Source organism: Margalitia sp. FSL K6-0131 (assembly GCF_038008735.1).
Taxonomy (GTDB): Bacteria; Bacillota; Bacilli; order Bacillales; family Bacillaceae_C; genus Margalitia; species Margalitia shackletonii.
Map to the genome: position 1 here is coordinate 5,065,394 of NZ_JBBOZS010000001.1, position 20,707 is coordinate 5,086,100.

The following is a 20,707-nucleotide window of genomic DNA, read 5'->3' on the forward strand; positions in this document are numbered from 1 at the left end:
CCCTTACAGCTGCGGTTTTTGTGTATGATAAGTCGTTGCTTGCTCAAAAGCATGGGCAACACGATAGACAGTGCTTTCATCAAAATGTTTTCCAATGATTTGCAAGCCCATTGGCAAGCCGTTCGCAAATCCGCATGGAATAGAAATTCCCGGAACACCGGCAAGATTCACAGGGATGGTTAATAAATCCTCTGCGTACATCGTTAAAGGATCATCAATTTTTTCCCCAATTTTAAAGGCAGGAGTTGGAGCTGTTGGTCCTATGATGACATCGTATTTTGCAAAAACATCATCAAAATCCTTTTTAATCAATGTACGAACCTGTTGTGCTTTTTTATAGTAAGCATCATAGTAGCCAGAGCTTAAAGCAAAGGTTCCAAGCATAATCCGGCGTTTTACTTCCTCCCCAAAGCCTTCAGAACGCGTCTTTTTATAAAGCTCCATTAAGTTCTCGGCATTTGGAGTTCGGTATCCGTAACGCACCCCGTCAAAACGAGACAAGTTAGAAGATGCTTCGGATGAAGATAAAAGGTAATATGCTGCTACTCCATATTTAGAATGAGGCAGGGATACTTCTTCCCATGTTGCCCCAAGGCCTTCAAGAACCTTTAAAGAAGCCAGCACAGATTCCCGAACCTCTGGGCTTACTCCCTCATTTAAATACTCCTTCGGTACCGCGATTTTCAACCCTTTTACATCACCAGTAAGAGCTTGAAGGTAATTTGGCACCTCTACATTTGCAGATGTAGCATCATGCGGATCAACACCAGAAATGGCTTGTAAAAGATATGCATTGTCTTCCACTGTTCTCGTAATAGGTCCAATTTGATCAAATGATGATGCAAAGGCAACAAGACCAAAACGTGAAACACGTCCGTATGTAGGCTTTAATCCTACTACCCCACAAAAAGCTGCCGGCTGGCGAATGGATCCCCCAGTATCAGACCCTAATGAAAATGGAACCTCACCCGCAGCAACCGCCGCCGCCGAACCACCGGAGGAGCCACCTGGTACTGCATCTAAATTCCATGGATTAAATGTTTTATGGAAGCCCGAGTTTTCTGTTGACGACCCCATTGCAAACTCGTCCATATTCAATTTTCCAATCGTAATAGTTCCGCTTTTATGTAACTTACCTATAACAGTCGCATCATAAATAGGATCGAAGTTTTCAAGAATTTTACTCGCACAGGTTGTGCGCAATCCCTTCGTGACAATATTGTCTTTAATACCAATCGGCAATCCAAATAGTGGATGGTTGGATTCTTCTGTACCAATTTTGTCATCTAATTGTTTCGCTTTTTCTCGTGCATTTTCCTCATCTAATGTTAAAAATGCTTGGACCTTTTCTTCTACTTCCCCAATTCGTTTAAACGATTCATCTACCAATTCGGAGATTTTGACTTCTTTTTTATGTATAAATTCATGCAGCTCAGAAATCTTATGTTCAAAAAGAGACACACTATTCCCCTCCTTATTCAATTATAGATGGCACTCGTATTTGACCATCCTTATGATCCGGTGCATTCTTCAATACTTCCTCGCGCGGCAAACCTTCTTCTGCCACATCTTCGCGCATTACGTTTTGAATATTTAATACGTGAGAGGTTGGTTTGATATTCGATGTATCCACTTCATTCAGCAATTCTGCCAGATTAATAATATCATCTAATTGCTTTGTGAATTTTTCTGCTTCCTGATCATTTATCTCCAGTCGCGCTAAATTTGCAACATGATAAACCTGTTCCTTTGAAATCCTTGACATCGTGGCGTCACCTCGCGATAATAATTTAATTTGCTTTAAAAAGATAAAATTTCACAATATGGATAACCTTTTATAAAAGCTGTCTATGTCTAGCTACAGCGCCTATCGGCTAGCGGATTTCTACGTCTCCTCCCTACGGTAAGTCAACATCTACTCTTCCCTCGCCGTGTTTCCTAAATCTTGCGTCGAAGACTACGAAATCCGTACGCTAGAACTACGGCGCTTCCGCTTTTGTACTGATAATAGCAGAATCGTGCGCAAATAGGCAAGGACAAGTCTTTTCGACTTGTCCCTTCTACCCTTAACTATTTTCTAATTTTACCTTCGTCTTAATTGTTTTTATCGGGAGCAATGTCCCTATTAAAGCAAGTGTTGCACAGCCAATGAAAATACCGATTAACCCTTTTATCGCAATGGCGGAAATAATTCCAAAAACAATCAAATCACAAACTGAATCTAAGATTGAAAGCAAAGATATCGTTGTTGCCCTTACCTCGGACGGAATAATATCGTTACTTAACTGTGAATAAATAGGGTATCTGACCGCGCGAACCAATTTTAAAATAAAGAATGCTCCCAAAACAATCCAAAGTGTTTGACCGTATATTGCAGATAATAATAGACCAACTACTGCTAACGCTCCAGTAATATTCAGCAATAGGATTCTGGAAAATCGCTCACAAAGCCAACCAACAGAATTAGAGGCAAAATAGCCAACAATCGCAGCAATCGCGTACACAATTCCGATTAGATATACCGGTAAGCCAGCGTGCGTAAACAATGGCTGATTGAAATTCTCATACACTGCACTTGCTGGAATAAACACCAACGTCACATTTAAAAACATGCTTAACAGCTGGGGGGCTTCTTTAATTACTTTTAAACCTTCCGTTACTTGTTGAAAAGGGTTTTCTCTGTATGCCGTAAAAGAGCTCGGATTCTTAATCCAAAATAGTAAAAACAGCTGAATGGTATAGAAGACAATGCCTAAAGCTATTAAAAGCTGGAACTGGGCTTCTTTTAAATCCTTGGCAATATATGCTCCGAAAAGGACAGCCATCATTGCGGAAATAAATCCTGCAGACTGAATTTTCCCCATTGCACGATCCATTAAATGCTGTTCATCACTTTCCTTTAAGGATTCATAAATCAACGCCTCATCTGCTCCCGAAAAGAAAGTAACAGAAAAGCCATTTAACGCACTATATAAAAAGAAAACCCATGGCTCATGTGCAAAAAACAATAAACTATAGCTTGCAATGTTAATTAGCGCACCAGTTAAAAAGGACTTCTTTGCCCCGAAGCGATCCGCAAAAACACCGGAAGGCACTTCACCGAGCATAACAGCCCCGCTCCAGCACATTAACACAATCAAAATCTCTTTTTCACTAAGCCCTCTTTCCATATAAAAAAGCGTCAATACAGGCTGTAAAAAACTCATTGTTGAAAAGAACTGAGCCCAAAATAAAACCTTTATATTATGCTTTGCAATTGTATTCTTTTTCATTATTTTCTCCCACTTCAATCAAAATTTGTTTGTTTTTGATGAAGAAGAAGCAGGAGTGTTTATTATTCAATTAAAAATGATTCACTCCCGCTTCTTGATTTAGTAATCTTGTTTGATTTTTTGACATTTACTTTTCCTCCTCGAATATTGTTAGAAATATTATAACAAATTAAAATACGTCGGCAATTAAATATTTTCTATTAAATAGTTTTATAATTTTTTCTTATTGTAATATCATACTTGTAAACGATTTCTATAGGTTCTATGCAAAATTTAGGGGTTGAAAAACTATTAGAAAATAATATAATGACTATATTACAATTAATTCTGATTTTTATAACATCAATGACGAGAAGAGTAGTACGTATGTCTTGCACTAAAGAGAGTCGGCGGGTGGTGAAAGCCGATGTCAGGATACGGGTGAAAATCATCTCTGAGATGCAAAGCTGAAAAATACAAATGCGCAAGCCGATAGGCGCTGCTGCTAGATGTGGACAATATTTTTTAAAGGGTTACCCCTCGGTCTAAATTCTATTGTTCACCAAACACCAAAGTAAGCTTTTGCCGGAAAAGTCCACCGTTAACATGGACCGCGTATGATAGTACGTTGATCGAGAGCCGTATAGGTTTTTGCCTATTTCGGAAGTAGGGTGGTAACGCGAGCTAGCTCGTCCCTTCATTGGGGGCGGGCTTTTTTATTTTCCACTCTGGGAAGTATGCTATTTGCAATAACATATTGAAATCAGAGCAATTCTTGTAAACATCATAGAGAACAGGAGAGATATTATGAACAAGAAGGATACTTTTTTCGTAGGACTAATGCTTTTTTCGATGTTTTTCGGAGCTGGTAATCTTATCTTCCCACCGTATTTAGGAATGGGGGCAGGAACATCCTTTTGGCCCGCTATTATTGGCTTCATTCTAACTGGAGTAGGATTGCCGCTTATTGTTCTGATTGCAATCGCAAGAGTCAAGGATGGTGTGAATACGCTAGGCAGTCGCGTCCATCCGTGGTTCGGGGTCATTTTTACCATTGTAGTTTATTTATCCATCGGGCCTTTCTTCGGCATCCCCCGAAATGCCAATGTGGCATTTGAAATGGGTATTAAACCCTTTATTGGAAGTGTATCTTTAAACCAATCTATTCTTTTATTCGGATTTACCTTTGTATTCTTTTTATTAGTCTATTTACTAAGCTTAAATCCAACCAAAGTGGTAGATTACATGGGACGTATTATTACCCCTGTTCTTTTAGTATCCATCGTTGTCCTTTGTGTAACTGGATTCGTAAAACTTAATCAGCCATTAAAGGCACCGACTGAAAATTATCAATCTGCTTCGTTATTTAAAGGATTTATAGATGGCTATTCTACGATGGATGCACTGGCAGCACTTGCGTTTGGAATTGTTATTTTAACCACTTTAAAACAAAAAGGAGTACAGGATAAAAGGAAATTAACCCAATATACGATTAAAGCCGGTTTTGTTGCTGGAATAGCTCTCGCCCTAGTCTATGTTACGATTGGCTTTCTGGGGGCAAAAATGGCAGGCTACGGAACGTTTGATAATGGTACTGCTATTTTATCAAAGGCTTCTACCATTCTATTAGGCAATGCCGGTAAAGTTCTACTTGGCGGTATTTTCACCCTTGCCTGCTTTACCACTTGTGTAGGATTAACCATTGCATGCGGACAGTATTTTTCCAAAATTGTATCTAAAGTCAGTTACCGAGTTGTCGTTACCCTTACTACACTAGTAAGCTTCCTGATAGCAAATCTAGGATTAAACGAAATCATTTCTGTGTCCGTTCCATTTCTTGTCATGGCTTACCCGTTAACGATCGTACTTGTTACTTTGGCATTCTTCCATCGTTTCTTTGGAGGGTCTCGTAAAGTTTATGCAGGCGCCATGCTTCTAACTGGGATTGTAAGCGTGAATGATGGACTACAAATGTTTGGCCTAAAATGGAGCCTTATTGAATCATTTTTTGGGCATTTTCCTTTAGCATCTGTGGGACTAGGCTGGGTTATTCCCGCGATTGCAGGAGGAGTGGCAGGATTTATAGTGGAAAAAGTAAGTCGACCATCATCTACACCGGAAAAAGTTAAGACCAATGAAATGTGAGTACTAAGTAATAATAAGATGGACGCCTCTTTTTTAAGAGGCTGTTTTTGTACACATTGTTGCTTTTCGTTCATTGTGCAAAATACTAAAACGGTATAGTTTCCGACATCCTTACTTAATATTGCATCCATTAAAAATTAATTGGGATTTTCATAAAAAACACACCAATGTTTAAGAAAAGGGCCTTTTAAAAAGAAGGTTCTTTCCTTAATTACCCCTTAAATAAAATAAAAGAAAAGAAACAGCTCCTAAAAATCAGTAAGCTGTTTAAAAATGATTATTGTTCTCTCCATTGATAGATTCCATGTCCGGCTTTTGTGATTTCGGAATATTTGTCCATTAAATTTTTTAATAAAACGGTTGTGTTTTTAACATTTAAGGAATGTTCACTTAAGAGCTCTTTAATTTCCGAGCTTCTTAGCTTTCTTTTTAATTTTAAATGAGACAAAATAAGGTAATCCTTATAATTCGACTTTTCTTTACTTGGCGGTTTATTTAAAATTTCCGCTGCAGTTACCCTTTTCTTAAGCACTTTTGAGGAGAAGTTGATTTTCGTTGCTGCAACCTCCTCTTGAACCATAGAGGCATCTTGTTTTTGTCCATTTATATTAGATAACGAACCTTGACCGCTTATACTTCTTTTTATTTCTTCAATTCTAGAGAAGATGTCGTCGTCATTCTTGTTCATCTTTAATTCCAATTGAGGTTCCTTGTCTTTTGAAAAAATATTATTCATTTTTTCGTTTTCCTGAAAATTTGAGACTGTTTTTTCCTGAGAATCTAATTCTCGCAACCGATTAAATAATCTTTCATATTCCGCACGAATAGCCTGTGAATCCTCTTGCAACTGGAGCATTCGTAATTGAATCGCCTTTCTCTCATTCCAGTCATTCTCTAAATTCAAATAGTCCACCTCTTTTCAATTTCTGTATTTTATCTCCTATTTTACAAGGATTAGTTTCCTATTGCTAGAAAATATTAAAAAATTATGTATATTTACTCTCTTAACTATTTTGCATGTTTAAAAGAAAAAATTCATCCTGCTAAAGGATGAATTTTTTAAGATTATAGACTTGAAAACTGTTCTTCCTCGGTTGACCCTTTTAGTGCCGTTGTGGAAGACTCTCCTCCAGAAATTATGATGGACACTTCATCGAAATATCCGGTACCCACTTCTCTTTGATGACGCGTCGCAGTGTACCCGAATCGTTCATTAGAGAATTCCGCTTGTTGAAGCTCCGAATATGCCGACATCCCTCTTTCTTTATATCCTTTCGCAAGTTCGAACATGCTATTGTTCAAGGCATGGAATCCTGCTAAAGTGACAAATTGGAATTTGTAGCCCATTTTTCCGAGTTCTGTTTGGAAAGATGCAATCGTTTCTTCGCTTAATTTCTTTTTCCAGTTGAAAGACGGTGAACAATTATAGGCTAATAGTTTTTCTGGAAACTTTTCATGAATTGCCTCCGCAAATCGCTTCGCTTCTGCAAGGTTCGGCTCCGATGTTTCACACCAAATAAGATCCGCATAAGGGGCGTAAGCTAATCCCCTGGAAATCGCTTGGTCAATCCCTGCCCTTGTACGGTAAAAACCTTCAGGTGTTCTTTCACCAGTAATAAAGCGTGCGTCATATGGGTCCACATCACTCGTAATTAAGTCGGCGGCATTTGCATCTGTCCGTGCAATTAATACCGTTGGAACACCCATCACATCTGCAGCAAGGCGAGCAGAAATTAGGTTTCGAATGGCTGTTTGTGTCGGAAGTAAAACCTTTCCGCCTAGATGACCGCATTTCTTCTCAGAGGAAAGTTGGTCCTCAAAATGAACCCCTGCTGCACCCGCTTCAATCATCGCTTTCATTAATTCAAACACATTTAACTGACCGCCAAATCCTGCTTCCGCATCGGCAACAATCGGGACAAACCAATCCATTTTCGTGTTGCCCTCTACGTGCTCAATTTGATCTGCACGTTGCAGCGCCTGATTGATCCGCTTTACCACATGTGGGACGCTATTTGCTGGATATAGACTTTGATCCGGATACATATGACCTGCTAAGTTTGCATCAGCTGCCACCTGCCAGCCGCTAAGATAAATTGCTTTAAGCCCAGCCTTTACCTGCTGAACCGCCTGATTACCCGTTAAAGCGCCTAGTGCAGGAACATAATCCTCCGTATGCAGTATTTCCCACAGTTTTTCCGAACCGCGCCGTGCCAAAGTATACTCAATATCGATGGAGCCCCTTAACTTAATGACCTCTTCAGCACTATAAGTTCTAGTAACACCCTTCCATCTCTCTGCTAATTCCCATTCGTTTTGCAGCTTCATTACTCTCTCTTTCATTCTTAACCATCCTCCTCACAAAATCTCGTAACCTGGTAATGTTAAAAACTCTATAAAATTCCCATCCTGGATTAGCCTATCAAATAAATGCACAGCTTCTTCATATCGTCTAGTTCTATACTCTTTTTCACCAACAACACAGTGAATTTTTTCTAACTCTTCTGCTTTTAATTCCTGATACATTTCCATCGTTATTTTCCGTCCATCCTCTAAAACACCTTTCGGATGACGTATCCATTGCCAAACTTGTGCTCGGGAAATTTCTGCTGTTGCCGCATCCTCCATTAAATGGTCAAGAGGTGCCGCGCCCTTTCCACTCAACCATGATTCGATATATCGAATTCCGACACTTATGTTTTGCCTTACTCCCTCCTCTGTAATGACTCCACCAGGAATTTCTAATAAATCAGATTCTTTGATTTGAATATGCTGCTGTTTCGATGTATGGATCTGGTTTGGTGTCGGCATTTCGCGATTGAAGACTTCCATTGCAATAGGTACTAGCCCCGGATGTGCCACCCAAGTTCCGTCGTGACCGTCGCGTGCTTCTCTTTCTTTATCCGCTCTTACCTTTGCAAATGCTTCCTCATTTTTCCTCTGATCATTTTTCACCGGAATTTGCGCTGCCATTCCGCCAATAGCAGGTGCTTTCCTGCGATGACAGGTTTGAATGGTTAATAGTGAATACGACCTCATAAACGGAACGGTCATGGTTACAAAATATCGATCCGGTAAAATCACATTTTCATGATTCCGCAGTCTCTTGATAAAACTGAAAATATAGTCCCAACGCCCGCAATTTAAACCCGCTGAATGATCCTTCAATTCATATAAAATCTCATCCATTTCAAATGCAGCCATAATGGTTTCAATTAATACAGTCGCTTTAATCGTTCCTTTTGGAATTCCAATATATTTTTGCGAAAAGGAGAAAATATCATTCCAAAGCCTTGCTTCGAGGTGACCTTCCAGTTTTGGTAAATAAAAATATGGCCCCGTTCCATTTTGTGTCAGACGGGCAGCATTATGAAAAAAATATAAACCAAAGTCAAAAAGACTTGCGGAAATCGGCTTTCCATCGATTAGCACATGTTTTTCCTCCAGATGCCATCCGCGCGGTCGAACTACTAATACAGCTATTTTCTTATTCAATTCATATTTTTTCCCATTTTGACCTTCATAGGATATCGTCTTATTTACAGCATCATTTAAATTAATTTGTCCTTCAACTACATTGTCCCAAGTAGGTGATGTTGCATCTTCAAAGCATGCCATGAATACATTCGCTCCGGAGTTTAGTGCATTAATAACCATTTTACGGTCAACAGGGCCGGTAATTTCCACGCGGCGATCTCGCAAATCATCTGGCAATGGCGAAATTGTCCATTCCCCCTCACGAATATGCTTTGTTTCCGGCAAAAAGTGAGGAAGGGTTCCTTGATCGATTTCCTTTTGTCTTTGTATTCTGTACTGTAACAGTCTCCTTCTTTTTTCACCAAAATGTCTTTCAAGCTGTTCAATAAAATGCAATGCTGCCGGAGTAAGTATTTGTTCAAACCCAGGCTTCATTTGCCCTATTACTGTTATTCCGCTTGTTTGTGTGCTCATTTCATCACCTCTTACATGTTATAATACAGACTATTAAACTTAAATGTATTATATAACAGAAAATCAAAAAAGGAACCTTTATTTCTATATTTTCGCTCGTGTTCTTTCGACATTTATCGAGATTACTAAACGGCCAAGTTCCTTTACAATTGATAAGCGAAACTGCTCGCTTAATTTAACATTCCATCACAGTAAATCCCCCCTGATTTAGGCACAAATCCCTCTTGATTCCCTTTCAACACACAATGTTTTCCCTAGACAATAATAAAAGCTGCCGACAATTTATTGTCAGCAGCTTTCTTACTAATCGTAAATATGAACAAATGGTTCTTTCTCACCCGGTTCTCGGACAATAAGTGCTTTTGGACCATTTACGGAAGTTACACTAATCTCTAAAGATATATGATCTGGAAAGTCACTTACTATTCCAGCAACATACTGGGTAAAGCCAACTACTTCAGATTGTCCGTAAAACTGCATCGGGATTTCGATGTTTAATTTCGTTAATTGCCCATCTTCATACAGTCCACGGCCAACTACACCATTATAATTTGGAAAGTATTTTTCCACATCGTCTTTAAAATTACTAAATGATTGAGAGTCATCACGATAATCCTTCGTCGCTTGATCTGATGGAAACAAGTAATACTTTTCATTTACCGTTTTCCAATTATCGATAGATGTGCTTCCATTAGATACCGTTGTATAGGCAAAAAAGTTCCCAGGAACGACAGAATCTGTTCCCTTTTGCTCATATAGAGCAATTGTAATTGGTACATTTTTCAATCCACTAATATTGCGAAGCCTTTTAATTACTTCCTGAGCAATACTTTTTCCATGACTCGCTACTTGCGCATGGCTAATCGTTTTATCATAAGTAGCACCATATTGCTGTTTTTGATAATAGTAGACAGAATTCAAGGCAAGTCCAATTACTACTCCACCAAGCTTAACTGTATTTTTATTACTCTTAATTAAATAATCCTGTTCTAAAATATGTGCTAAGTAAATTGGTGTACTTGCAGCATCCTTGCCGCTTGCAACTGGATTTAATCCAAGATTATCGGCCGGCTTTAATTTTTGCGCTTTTAATTGACTAGCTGTATATTTCCGATTAAGCCAAGAAACAACTGTATTCTTATCTAAATATTGGCCTTCCTGAAACAAATAATCATTTGGTGAATATTGTTTCTGAGCCACACGCATTAGACCTGTTTCAAACTCATCTATATCATAGCGAGTATTTAAATTGCTTACCGTTAGTCCTCTTGATTTACTTGGCTTAAATGGAAGAATAGTTCGGTAATATTGATTGGAAATTTGATAATTTGGAACTATCGCTGTTTCCTTTTTATCGTTTTTCTTTTGTACAATTTGATCCTGCTTACTAAAATGGGGCGCACAACCCGCCGTTAAAATGACAGTTAGGAGCACCGGTAACCACTTTTTCATGAAAATGCCACCTTTATTTCATAAATAAGTGCCCGTTCACACTTATTTTCTATTTTGCAAAGTAGTATAAAACTATTTAGAAATCCGCTAGCCATAGGCGCTATTGAAATGGAAGTGCAAATTTCACCTAGAGCTAGACATAGACTTAACTTGTTAAATATCTTATATGATTAAAAATTTTATACTTTCTTATCCTCTTATTAAGACTACTTTAGCATAAGAAATGTTTCAACTCACTGCCCAAATTCTTGCAGCATTTTTTCTTCGTCCCAAATTTCTATACCAAGTTCCTCTGCCTTCGCTAATTTTGACCCGGCATCAACGCCTGCGATAACAATATCCGTTTTCTTGCTGACACTTCCAGTAACACTGGCACCCAGGGCTTCAAGCTTTTCCTTCGCTTCATTACGGTTCATCTTTTCCAGTTTTCCGGTTAATACGACCGTTTTTCCCGCTAAACTGGAATCAATATTTTTAGCATCAACTGGTTTTGGCCCTAGATAGGTCATATTTAAACCAGCAGCCTTTAATTCATCTATTAATTCACGAGCATCCTCGTTTTCAAAATACGTGTAGATGGAGTCAGCCATTTTTTCTCCGATATCCTGAACACCTGTCAGTTCTTCCTTGGTTGCAGACATTAATTGATCCAACGTATCAAAACGCTGGGCCAGTGTTTTAGCAGCTTTTGCTCCAACATGGCGAATCCCCAATCCAAATAACAGTCTTTCCAATGAATTTTCTTTGGACTTTTCAATCGCATCAAGTAGGTTTGTAACGGATTTCTCTCCCATTCTTTCTAATGCAAGGAGCTGATCCTTTTGTAAACCATAAATATCTGCCACGTCCTGAATTAATTCATGGCTAAATAACTGACTAATAACCTTTTCCCCTAATCCATCTATGTTCATTGCATCTCGTGAAACAAAATGAATTAGGCCTTCCCGGATTTGAGCAGGACACTTCGGATTAATGCAGCGTAATGCCACTTCTCCTTCTAAACGCACTAACTCACTTTCACATTCCGGACAATGTGTTGGCATAGAAAACTGCCTTTCCTCACCTGTTCTGCGTTCTGCTAGAACATTCACTACTTCAGGGATGATATCGCCTGCTTTTTTGACCACAACATGATCGCCGAGCATGATATCTTTTTCACGAATTAAATCTTCATTATGAAGAGATGCGCGTTTTACCGTTGTTCCTGCTACTTTCACTGGCTCAAGAATCGCTGTTGGTGTAATAACACCGGTTCTTCCCACACTTAATTCTATATCGAGCAGCTTTGTTACTACTTCTTCAGCTGGGAATTTGTAGGCAATTGCCCATCTCGGACTTTTTGCAGTAGTTCCAAGCTCTTGCTGCTGTTCTAGAGAGTTTACTTTGATAACAATTCCATCAATTTCATACGGAAGATTAGGACGCCTTTCTGTCCACTTTTTCACATATTCGATGACCTCATCAATATTGGAACACTTTTCTCGTTCTTTATTCACTTTGAACCCAAGCTTCTCCAAAAGATCCAACCCATTGCTATGAGTTGTCACACCTGTTTCTGTGAAATCGCCAATTGCATATAAGAAAATATCTAAATTTCTTGATGCTGCTATTTTCGGATCAAGTTGCCTTAAAGAACCTGCTGCTGCATTTCTTGGGTTTGCAAATGGCTCTTCTCCGTTCTCTTCCTTTTGTCGATTTAAATTTTCAAAGGATTTCTTTGGCATATATGCCTCACCACGAACTTCAATCGACATTGGTTCATGAAGACGGAGAGGAATCGAGCGTATCGTTCTAAGATTGGAAGTAATATCCTCTCCTATCGTTCCATCGCCCCTTGTAGACCCTTGACGAAATAAGCCTTGTTCATACCTAAGAGAAATAGCCAGCCCATCGATTTTCAATTCACATACATACTCCACATCGTCCCCAACGGTTTGTTTTACACGGCGGTCAAAGTCACGGAGATCCCCCTCATTAAAGGCATTTCCAAGACTTAGCATCGGGATTTGATGTACTACCTTATCAAAGGCGGAAAGAATCTCACCACCTACCCGCTGTGAAGGCGAATCAGGAGTTACTAAATCAGGGAACGCTTTTTCAATTTCAAGCAGTTCTCTCATAAGACGATCATATTCCGCATCAGGAACTGATGGGTTGTCCAACACATGATACTCATAATTATATTGAGTTAAGAGACGATGAAGTTCCTTTACCTGCTGCTCCGCAGTTTGTTTATCCATAGCTACAGCCCCTTGTCATCATTCCAATATTATACTTTTTGAATTGGCGCAAATTCTGCGAGTAATCGTTTGATACCGACAGGACTCGGAAAAGCAATATCAAGCTCTATCGATTTATCTTTGCCTTTCACACTGACAACCGTTCCAATTCCCCATTTCTTATGCTCAGCCTTATCGCCAACCTTCCATTCCAAATCATTTGCACCAGTACTTGTTGGAATTGGTCGTGACACCGGACGACTGACAGGTCTTTTTTGCCCGGAGCCGAATGGGCTAGTTTGTGGTTTTACTTCTTTATTCAAGCCTTCAAGAAGATCTTCCGGAATTTCGTTAATAAATCGGGAAACAGGGTTCATATTTGTCCGGCCAAACAATGTTCGCATAGCGGCATTGGTTAAAAATAATTCTTGTTCTGCACGGGTAATTCCTACATAAGCAAGGCGTCTTTCCTCTTCCATCTCAGCCTCTTCCATTAAAGAACGGCTATGCGGAAAAACCCCTTCCTCGAGTCCAATTAAAAAGACAACTGGGAATTCCAATCCCTTTGCTGAATGTAATGTCATTAAAACAATCGCATCATTGTTGTTTTCTTCTTTTTCATCTAACCGATCAATATCTGCCACTAATGCAAGATCTGTTAAAAAAGCAACTAAGCTTTTATCCTCACTGCCTTCCTCAAAGCTTTTGGTAACGGATAAAAATTCATCGATATTTTCAAGTCTGCTTTGTGCTTCTAATGATTTTTCCGCTTTTAGCATTTCGCGGTAGCCAGATTTATCTAAAATTTCGTCTACAAGTTCCGTAACCGATAAATATTCCTGCATTTGAGTATAGTTTCTGATTAATTCATAGAACTCATATGCAGCTTTGGCAATTTTCGGGCTTACGCCTATAAAATCAATTTCCTTCAATGCTGCATAAATAGAAATATCATTATCTGCAGCATAACGAGCAATTTTATCTAGTGAGGTAGAACCAATTCCGCGCTTTGGTACATTGATGACCCGCTGTAAGCTAATATCATCATCTGGGTTAGCCACTAGACGCAAGTAAGCAAGAATATCCTTAATCTCTTTACGATCATAGAATTTAATTCCGCCAACAATGTGATAATCAATATTAGATTTCAGTAAAACCTCTTCCATTACACGTGATTGGGCGTTTGTACGGTAAAGAATCGCGATGTCGGAGAATTTACGATCTCCTGAATCCACCATTTCTTTAATTTTCCCCGCCACAAATTGTGCTTCGGATTGTTCACTGTCTGCTCGGTAATAGCTGATTTTTTGCCCTTCGGCGTTTTCCGTCCATAATTTTTTCGGTTTTCTGTTTGCATTATTTTTAATTACTTCATTTGCTGCATGAAGAATTCTCTTGGTAGAACGGTAATTTTGCTCAAGCATGATAACCTTTGCACGAGGATAATCTTTCTCAAAAGAGAGGATATTCGCGATGTCTGCACCGCGCCAGCGATAGATGGATTGGTCTGAATCCCCAACGACACAAATGTTTTGGAATCGGGATGCGAGCATTTTAACAAGCATATATTGAGCCCTATTTGTATCTTGATACTCATCTACATGAATGTATTGAAATTTTCTCTGATAAAATTCCAATGTTTCCGGCACACGCTGAAATAGATGAATCGTCATCATAATGAGATCATCAAAGTCAAGCGCTTGATTTTTGCGGAGACGTCTTTGATACTCTTCGTAAACGTCACTCACAACTTGTTCGTAAAAACCCCCAACAAGCTTCGAATACTCCTCAGGAGTTACTAATTCATTTTTTGCACTGCTTATGGTACCAAGAATAGCCCGAGGCTCGAATTTTTTCGGATCAATATTTTTATCCTTCAAAATCCCCTTAATAACTGATTGCTGATCGGTAGGATCTAAAATGGTAAAATTGCGATTTATCCCAATCCGATCAATATCTCGTCTCAGAATTCTTACACACATAGAGTGAAAAGTGGATATCCAAACTTCTTCTGCTGCACCACCCATAATTTTTTCAATCCGTTCCTTCATCTCACGTGCAGCCTTATTGGTGAAGGTAATAGCCAAGATATTATAAGGATTGACTCCCTTTTCCACCATTAAATAAGCGACACGATGAGTTAACACACGTGTTTTACCACTTCCCGCACCTGCCATAATTAAAAGGGGGCCGTCCGTTGTTTTCACCGCTTCTTGTTGCTCAGGATTTAATCCAGAAAGCAGGCGATCTTTTAGAAATTGCATTGCTTATTCACCACCAGAACATTTGTTCTTATTATATATTTTTTAAACCAATAAAGTCTATATTTCATTTACTACTTGCACTGTTCTTAAAGCTTGATTTAAATCCTCATAAATAATATTACCAACTACAATGACATCTGCATACTTGCTCATTTCTTTAGCTTGCTCCTCGGACACAATACCGCCGCCATAAAACAATTTAGTATTTGTTAAGTGGCCTTTTGCGGCTTTTACTACCTCTACATCTCCGTAAGAACCGCTATATTCTAAATAGAAGATAGGCATCTTAAATAAATTTTCTGCCATCATAGCATATCCTTCTACGTCTTCTACACTTAAATTTGTATTCGATTGCGTGAGCTTTGCAGCTTTACAGTCACTGTTTAAAATACAATAGCCTTCTACCAATATCTCGTCCCAGTTCATTAACTCTCCGTATTCCTTCACTGCTTCGTGATGCAAACCAGTTACCCATTTCACATTTTCACTATTTAGGACGGATGGGATAAAATATAGGTCAAAACCAGGTGTAATAGATTCAAAGTTAGAAATTTCCAACACACATGGAACTGTGTATCTCCGCACTCGCGCCATTAAATGTAGAACATTTTCCAATGTTACACCATCTGTTCCTCCAATAATAACGGCATTTGTACCGGATTCACATATTTTTTCTAAATCTTTATCGGAAATTTCCTTATTAGGATCCAACTTAAAGGCGTGTCGCCATTCGCGAACGTCGTACATCGAGCGTATCCTCCATTCCTATATTCCATACAACATTATAGCATTTGTTATATGCTACAAAAAAGATTTTCCGCAAGACATTTGGGCTACGCCATTTATTGAAAAATGCAAAAATATATACGACCGAAGTTACAGTTGCATTAATTTTTTTACACTTTCATTAAATCATAGGAAAAATGTCATCTATTTTCTTGATTTTTGTGTTTCATTTAGGAAAACTTGAAAGAAAATGAGTATTTTTTGCTCTATATTTCATGTTATTTTCCCAAGTTAATTGTCCTATAAAGTGTGTTATGATAACAATAAGAAGTTATACCCAGCAAAAAAATTTGTAAGGAGGAGTTATAATGCGTAAGAAAAAGACCCCAACGAAGATTACAAAAAGAGACATTGATTCCTTAATTTACAAAATTGATATTCTGCTGAATGATAAAAAAGATTCAAATCTTCAAAAAGTGAAAGTATCAGTATGACCTTTGACACAGACTAAATTACTTATCATTAATAGAAACAATCTTCTCATATGCAGGGAATAATATCATTCCCTGCATAGCATTTAAATGAAAAATAAATAATTTCTCTCGGGAATTTTCTTATTATTACCACTTTAAATAATATTTAAGCTATAATATATTCTAGGTGGTTAATATATGAACATTGGTGCAATTATTAAATTGAATCGAATCAAACAAAACTTGACGCAAGAAGAGCTAGCCGAAGGAATCATATCAATTTCATACCTATCAAAAATTGAAAACGGTAAAATCGAACCAAACGACGAAGTCATCAAACTCCTTTGCCTAAGGCTGGGCATAGAAATTAACAGACAAATCGATGACGAAACAAAAGCACTATGTCACGAATGGTTTCGATTGCTATTGTCATGTACTGATGTTGAGAAGTTAAAAGAGAAGTATAACATTATAAATGAATTAACTAATACTATAGAAGATGTTGAATTGCAAATTCTATTAAAAATTCATTTGATAAGATACTATTTAAAACTAGGAAAACTAGATCCTGCATTTGAACAAATTAATCATTTAAAAGATTTCAGCAATACTTTTACAACTGAGCAAAAGTATTTTTGGAATAAATTTAATGGGAACTACTATTATTTAAAAGAAGATTATAATGAGGCTCTTAAATTTTATACTTTATCTGAAGATTTTATAGCACATCTTGATGTTTCCGAAGAAGAAAATGCTGATTTGGAATACTCATTAGCACTAACATATAGTAAGTTAAGGATTACATCGTTAGCATTAAGAGCCGCATATAAAGCTTTGGACTTATATAGACAGATTTATCATTTTTCACGTTGTGCAGAATGCCATTTGATACTGGGTATTTCCTATAGACGCATTCACAATCATGAAAAGGCAATAAAAAATTACCAATTAGCTAAACAATTAGCTGAGCATACAAATAATAAAGATATTATTCAATTAACACACTTAAATCTTGGCTATTTGTATTCCGTACAAGGTGATACTAATTTAGCAATTGATCATTTAGATATGATTATCAATGAAGACGAATCATTATTAGAAGACCGTCTTTCGGCCCTAACTACTATAGTTAAAGAATATTACCAAAATGGTTATTTTAAAGAAGCTAAACAAAGAATTTCTGAAGGTCTCAAATGGATTGATTTAGATGGTAAAGATAAACATGTAATGTTTTATCACGAAATAAGAGCATTTTTATATATGATTGAAGAACAACACGAAAAATTTGAGAAAATGATGGTCGAAGAATTTATTCCCTATTTAGAGGAACAAAAGGATTATGCAAAGTTGACAGTATATGCAGAGTTTTTAGCAAGCCATTTTGAAAATTTACATAAATATAAAAATGCTACCAAATATTATAAGCTTGTCAACTTCTCATATAAACAAATCACGCATATTTAGGAGGGTAAATCATGAAAAAAATTATATTATCATTAGGGATAGGTGCATTACTTATGAGTGGAGCATTCGTTACATCTCAAACTTTGCAAAATAATAATGATAAGAGTTCAGATACTAAAAATGTAGCAATCGGTGAAAAAGAACCACGTCTTTTCTCTACTTATAGTGCCTCCGCTTTTTCAGTTGAACTATGATTAATAAAAAAAGATAACTTCATGGTTATCTTTTTTTATTATCCAAAATCTTTAAAATCTTATCCACAAACTCCCCCATCGACCCGCAAAATATCTGCACTTCCGGTAAATGATAAAACGTCGTTGCTAAACTGTCCTTTTTATTTTCAGAATGCGGAGCAAATATGTAGATACTCTTTACACCAGAGCCCAAGGCAATTCCCAACTCTGTATGACTTCCCTTCCCGCCCGGCAAAAGGAGAATAAAGAGTTCACATTCCATAACAGCTTCTTTCTCTTTTATCGCAATTTCCTTAAGTTCTTCTATTCCTACAGATTTTTCATTTTGGGTCCAATCATAAGTTTGCTGGAAACCATTTTCGACAAGTTTACTAGAAAGGGCATTTACCGTCTCTACATTTTGAAAACTTGAAGCTATATAAAATTTCATTTAAATTCTCCCTATAATCGTGTTTCGTAGTACTTCTCTTTCTCCAACAACCCCTTCTTCACACCTGGCCATTCCTCCGCAGTAATGGAATATACACATGCATTTCTAATATATCCATTTTCTAAAATTCTTTCGTTACGCAGAATCCCTTCCTTTTTGGCCCCTATTCTTTCAATAGCTTTTTGGGATCGTACATTTCGTTCATCGGTTTTGAGCTGTACCCGGATCATGTTAAGTTCTTCAAAGCAAAATTGGAACAGGGTTAGTTTACACGCTGTGTTAACAAAGCTTCTTTGAAATTCAGGTGCATACCAGGTTGATCCTATTTCACAGGAACGATTCTGAAAATCCAATCCATAAATTCGAGTCGTCCCTACGATTTTTCCAGTTTCCTTCAACTGTACAACATAAGGTAAAATTTGGTTATGTACTTTTCCCGTCAATGCAGCATGGACCCAATTTTGCATCTTTTCAAGAGTATCCACTTGCAGCAGCATATAATTCCATACACTCGGATCATTAATATCAAACAAATCCTTTACATGCACTTCCTCCATCGGTAATAACCTCAATTGTTTGTGGTCTAATACTGGTTGCTTTTCAAATAGGTTATTCATCAGCATGTTCCACCTTTTCGCTTTAATATTTCTTTCCATTCACTCCATGCTTTTAAGTACATAGGTAAATCATTCGGATGATAGGCTACGCATCTTGAAATACGAATATATAATCCAATCATCACTTCTTTAATCAAATTCTCTTCCATAATCGGAAATTTTAATTCCTCTGCTGCTTCTGTTATCGTTTCCCAAGATAAATCAATTGGTGAGGAGCAAAAAGCAAAAACTAAATCGTAAATAGGCATACCTATAATCGGAGTCGGGTCAATTACTCCAATTAAGTTACTATTTTTAAATAAAAAATTATGAACTCCACAATCACCATGAAGCAAATAAGGAGTGTCCAATTCATTTCGATTAGAATTCATAACGAAAGACTTAATAAGACGATAATCCTCTTTGCTTAATATAGCGGACAGTCGTTCATCCGCAACCTCTACCTCCGCTGAAAGAAAATCCTGCCACGAACTAACAGGCTCCTCCATCAATCCCCAAATATTATGGGTTTCTGCCGGTTTGTAATGGTTAATAACCTTATGAACTAAATCCTTTAATGCATCTTTTCTTTGAAAGTCTCCAGACATCTCTCCCTCAACATATGTGTACAAAATATATTTAAATGCTGGATCTGCATAAATAATTTTTGGGAAAAGAGAAACGTCTTGATAAAAATTCAAAAAGTAGATTTCTGCCTCTAAAACTTTCGGTACATTAGACTTCACCACAATTTTTTTGCCATCCTCCATCCGAAGGCAGCCTATTTGACTGGATGTTCCGCCATTAAAAAGCTTAAAATCTAAAACATTTTTATCAATAATTCCTTTTTTAATCAATTCTTTTATAATCGATTCCACCCTACACCTCTGCATTAATAAAATAGGAATCTGTTAAAATAGGAACATTCTTAAAAGCATCTATCTGAGCAGCATGGAGAACATCTTTTTCAAAGCCCTTTAATCTTAATTCCCTTCCACTTCCACAATCCCAAATGAGATCTTGCACTCTTTCTTCAACACTTTTAAAAGCACTTGCACAAAGCTCAGCCTCTGGAGATTTCTCTCCATTTAGTTTAGATAAAATAGCCCCTGCCCCTAAATAATCCTCCATAGCAGGCCGCAGCTTATTTTCCCTATCGAAAACATCTTCCCACTGCTCTCCACATGAGATTACTGTAATATCCGTATTAGTTTGTGATTGTAGCTTACTAGCGTAAGTCGCGACGGAGGAGGCATTCAATAGGCTGCCAATTAAGAGCGCAGGAACTTTCGCGGCAACCCATGAGCAAAGAGCACCATTCAAAGAACATAAAACATATTTTTTGTGTTTGTGAGTTTGATTGAAGGTAACAGGTGAAAGGGTTGGATTACCAAGCTTCACCGATTCCGTTCTGCCGCTTCTCTTGCACCTCGTGCGCCCCATTCCATCCTACATTGAAAAGGAGATTGATCAAACAAATGATTTCACCTCACTCAATATCTAAGTCTTTTAAAAATTATACCATTTCTATAAAATGCGGAA

General features: G+C 37.7%; 18 protein-coding genes and 1 other annotated feature. Of the genes, 4 read left to right on the plus strand and 14 right to left on the minus strand.

Translation table 11 applies throughout. The features are described from left to right. Positions 1-3: 3 nt before the first annotated feature. The 3 genes from gatA to NSQ59_RS24790 all read right to left on the minus strand — a co-directional run bounded on the left by gatA (position 4) and on the right by NSQ59_RS24790 (position 3,272). On the minus strand, positions 4-1,461 hold the full coding sequence (gene gatA, locus NSQ59_RS24780; RefSeq protein WP_055741747.1) for an Asp-tRNA(Asn)/Glu-tRNA(Gln) amidotransferase subunit GatA: 1,458 nt from the start codon (positions 1,459-1,461) through the stop codon (positions 4-6). 13 nt (positions 1,462-1,474) lie between these two features. After that, positions 1,475-1,765 carry an Asp-tRNA(Asn)/Glu-tRNA(Gln) amidotransferase subunit GatC gene (gatC, locus tag NSQ59_RS24785; RefSeq protein ID WP_055741746.1) on the minus strand — a complete coding sequence of 97 codons (291 nt, stop codon included), beginning with the start codon at positions 1,763-1,765 and terminating at the stop codon, positions 1,475-1,477. 301 nt (positions 1,766-2,066) lie between these two features. Further along, the gene (locus NSQ59_RS24790) at positions 2,067-3,272 is read right to left on the minus strand and encodes an MFS transporter (protein ID WP_055741745.1); all 1,206 of its coding nucleotides are present in this window, start codon (positions 3,270-3,272) and stop codon (positions 2,067-2,069) included. A 336-nt stretch (positions 3,273-3,608) separates the two neighbouring features. Beyond that, positions 3,609-3,951: a binding site (T-box leader), on the plus strand. Positions 3,952-4,058: 107 nt separating this feature from the next. Here NSQ59_RS24790 and brnQ point away from each other — a divergent pair. Further along, positions 4,059-5,396, plus strand: a complete 1,338-nt coding sequence (gene brnQ, locus NSQ59_RS24795) for a branched-chain amino acid transport system II carrier protein (RefSeq protein WP_055741744.1) — start codon at positions 4,059-4,061, stop codon at positions 5,394-5,396. A gap of 277 nt (positions 5,397-5,673) precedes the next feature. Here the strand turns inward: brnQ and NSQ59_RS24800 are convergent, their stop codons facing one another. From NSQ59_RS24800 to NSQ59_RS24830, 7 genes are all read right to left on the minus strand, one after another. Continuing rightward, complete coding sequence (locus NSQ59_RS24800) at positions 5,674-6,300, minus strand: Rok-like winged helix domain-containing protein (RefSeq protein WP_055741743.1); 627 nt, start codon at positions 6,298-6,300, stop codon at positions 5,674-5,676. Positions 6,301-6,461: 161 nt separating this feature from the next. Continuing rightward, positions 6,462-7,739, minus strand: coding sequence for an isocitrate lyase (aceA, locus tag NSQ59_RS24805; protein ID WP_055741742.1), 1,278 nt, complete (start codon positions 7,737-7,739; stop codon positions 6,462-6,464). A 15-nt stretch (positions 7,740-7,754) separates the two neighbouring features. After that, on the minus strand, positions 7,755-9,347 hold the full coding sequence (gene aceB, locus NSQ59_RS24810) for a malate synthase A (protein WP_055741741.1): 1,593 nt from the start codon (positions 9,345-9,347) through the stop codon (positions 7,755-7,757). A 303-nt stretch (positions 9,348-9,650) separates the two neighbouring features. Then, positions 9,651-10,799 (minus strand): CamS family sex pheromone protein, encoded by a 1,149-nt coding sequence (locus NSQ59_RS24815; RefSeq protein ID WP_055741740.1) that lies wholly within the window; start codon positions 10,797-10,799, stop codon positions 9,651-9,653. A gap of 233 nt (positions 10,800-11,032) precedes the next feature. After that, positions 11,033-13,039, minus strand: a complete 2,007-nt coding sequence (gene ligA, locus NSQ59_RS24820; RefSeq protein WP_055741739.1) for an NAD-dependent DNA ligase LigA — start codon at positions 13,037-13,039, stop codon at positions 11,033-11,035. A 29-nt stretch (positions 13,040-13,068) separates the two neighbouring features. Beyond that, a complete protein-coding gene (pcrA, locus tag NSQ59_RS24825) occupies positions 13,069-15,282 on the minus strand; it encodes a DNA helicase PcrA (protein WP_055741738.1) in 2,214 nt (737 codons plus the stop codon). A gap of 57 nt (positions 15,283-15,339) precedes the next feature. Beyond that, the gene (locus tag NSQ59_RS24830) at positions 15,340-16,029 is read right to left on the minus strand and encodes a heptaprenylglyceryl phosphate synthase (protein ID WP_055741737.1); all 690 of its coding nucleotides are present in this window, start codon (positions 16,027-16,029) and stop codon (positions 15,340-15,342) included. A gap of 347 nt (positions 16,030-16,376) precedes the next feature. Between NSQ59_RS24830 and NSQ59_RS24835 the strand changes: the two genes are divergently transcribed. From NSQ59_RS24835 to NSQ59_RS24845, 3 genes are all read left to right on the plus strand, one after another. Then, a complete protein-coding gene (locus NSQ59_RS24835) occupies positions 16,377-16,502 on the plus strand; it encodes a hypothetical protein (protein ID WP_268888408.1) in 126 nt (41 codons plus the stop codon). 177 nt (positions 16,503-16,679) lie between these two features. Then, positions 16,680-17,945, plus strand: a complete 1,266-nt coding sequence (locus tag NSQ59_RS24840) for a helix-turn-helix domain-containing protein (RefSeq protein ID WP_055741736.1) — start codon at positions 16,680-16,682, stop codon at positions 17,943-17,945. Positions 17,946-17,956: 11 nt separating this feature from the next. Further along, positions 17,957-18,139, plus strand: coding sequence for a hypothetical protein (locus NSQ59_RS24845; protein WP_055741735.1), 183 nt, complete (start codon positions 17,957-17,959; stop codon positions 18,137-18,139). Between the two features lie 25 nt (positions 18,140-18,164). Here the strand turns inward: NSQ59_RS24845 and NSQ59_RS24850 are convergent, their stop codons facing one another. From NSQ59_RS24850 to NSQ59_RS24865, 4 genes are read right to left on the minus strand one after another with little or no spacing between them, the layout of a single operon-like run. Further along, positions 18,165-18,569, minus strand: coding sequence for a hypothetical protein (locus NSQ59_RS24850; protein ID WP_055741734.1), 405 nt, complete (start codon positions 18,567-18,569; stop codon positions 18,165-18,167). An 11-nt stretch (positions 18,570-18,580) separates the two neighbouring features. Beyond that, positions 18,581-19,186, minus strand: coding sequence for a GNAT family N-acetyltransferase (locus NSQ59_RS24855; protein WP_055741733.1), 606 nt, complete (start codon positions 19,184-19,186; stop codon positions 18,581-18,583). Further along, positions 19,186-20,043, minus strand: a complete 858-nt coding sequence (locus NSQ59_RS24860; protein ID WP_055741732.1) for a phosphotransferase — start codon at positions 20,041-20,043, stop codon at positions 19,186-19,188. The genes NSQ59_RS24855 and NSQ59_RS24860 overlap by 1 nt, the downstream gene beginning before the upstream one ends. Before the next feature lies 1 nt (position 20,044). Then, positions 20,045-20,608, minus strand: a complete 564-nt coding sequence (locus NSQ59_RS24865) for a 2-phosphosulfolactate phosphatase (protein ID WP_055741731.1) — start codon at positions 20,606-20,608, stop codon at positions 20,045-20,047. Positions 20,609-20,707: the final 99 nt, after the last annotated feature.

Bases quoted from the DNA above. Each gene is read 5' to 3' on its own strand.
- gatC (WP_055741746.1), bottom strand. From the start codon at position 1,765: ATGTCAAGGATTTCAAAGGAACAGGTTTATCATGTTGCAAATTTAGCG.
- NSQ59_RS24790 (WP_055741745.1), bottom strand. From the start codon at position 3,272: ATGAAAAAGAATACAATTGCAAAGCATAATATAAAGGTTTTATTTTGG.
- brnQ (WP_055741744.1), top strand. From the start codon at position 4,059: ATGAACAAGAAGGATACTTTTTTCGTAGGACTAATGCTTTTTTCGATG.
- aceA (WP_055741742.1), bottom strand. From the start codon at position 7,739: ATGAAAGAGAGAGTAATGAAGCTGCAAAACGAATGGGAATTAGCAGAG.
- aceB (WP_055741741.1), bottom strand. From the start codon at position 9,347: ATGAGCACACAAACAAGCGGAATAACAGTAATAGGGCAAATGAAGCCT.
- NSQ59_RS24815 (WP_055741740.1), bottom strand. From the start codon at position 10,799: ATGAAAAAGTGGTTACCGGTGCTCCTAACTGTCATTTTAACGGCGGGT.
- ligA (WP_055741739.1), bottom strand. From the start codon at position 13,039: ATGGATAAACAAACTGCGGAGCAGCAGGTAAAGGAACTTCATCGTCTC.
- pcrA (WP_055741738.1), bottom strand. From the start codon at position 15,282: ATGCAATTTCTAAAAGATCGCCTGCTTTCTGGATTAAATCCTGAGCAA.
- NSQ59_RS24830 (WP_055741737.1), bottom strand. From the start codon at position 16,029: ATGTACGACGTTCGCGAATGGCGACACGCCTTTAAGTTGGATCCTAAT.
- NSQ59_RS24835 (WP_268888408.1), top strand. From the start codon at position 16,377: ATGCGTAAGAAAAAGACCCCAACGAAGATTACAAAAAGAGACATTGAT.
- NSQ59_RS24840 (WP_055741736.1), top strand. From the start codon at position 16,680: ATGAACATTGGTGCAATTATTAAATTGAATCGAATCAAACAAAACTTG.
- NSQ59_RS24845 (WP_055741735.1), top strand. From the start codon at position 17,957: ATGAAAAAAATTATATTATCATTAGGGATAGGTGCATTACTTATGAGT.
- NSQ59_RS24850 (WP_055741734.1), bottom strand. From the start codon at position 18,569: ATGAAATTTTATATAGCTTCAAGTTTTCAAAATGTAGAGACGGTAAAT.
- NSQ59_RS24855 (WP_055741733.1), bottom strand. From the start codon at position 19,186: ATGAATAACCTATTTGAAAAGCAACCAGTATTAGACCACAAACAATTG.
- NSQ59_RS24865 (WP_055741731.1), bottom strand. From the start codon at position 20,608: ATGGGGCGCACGAGGTGCAAGAGAAGCGGCAGAACGGAATCGGTGAAG.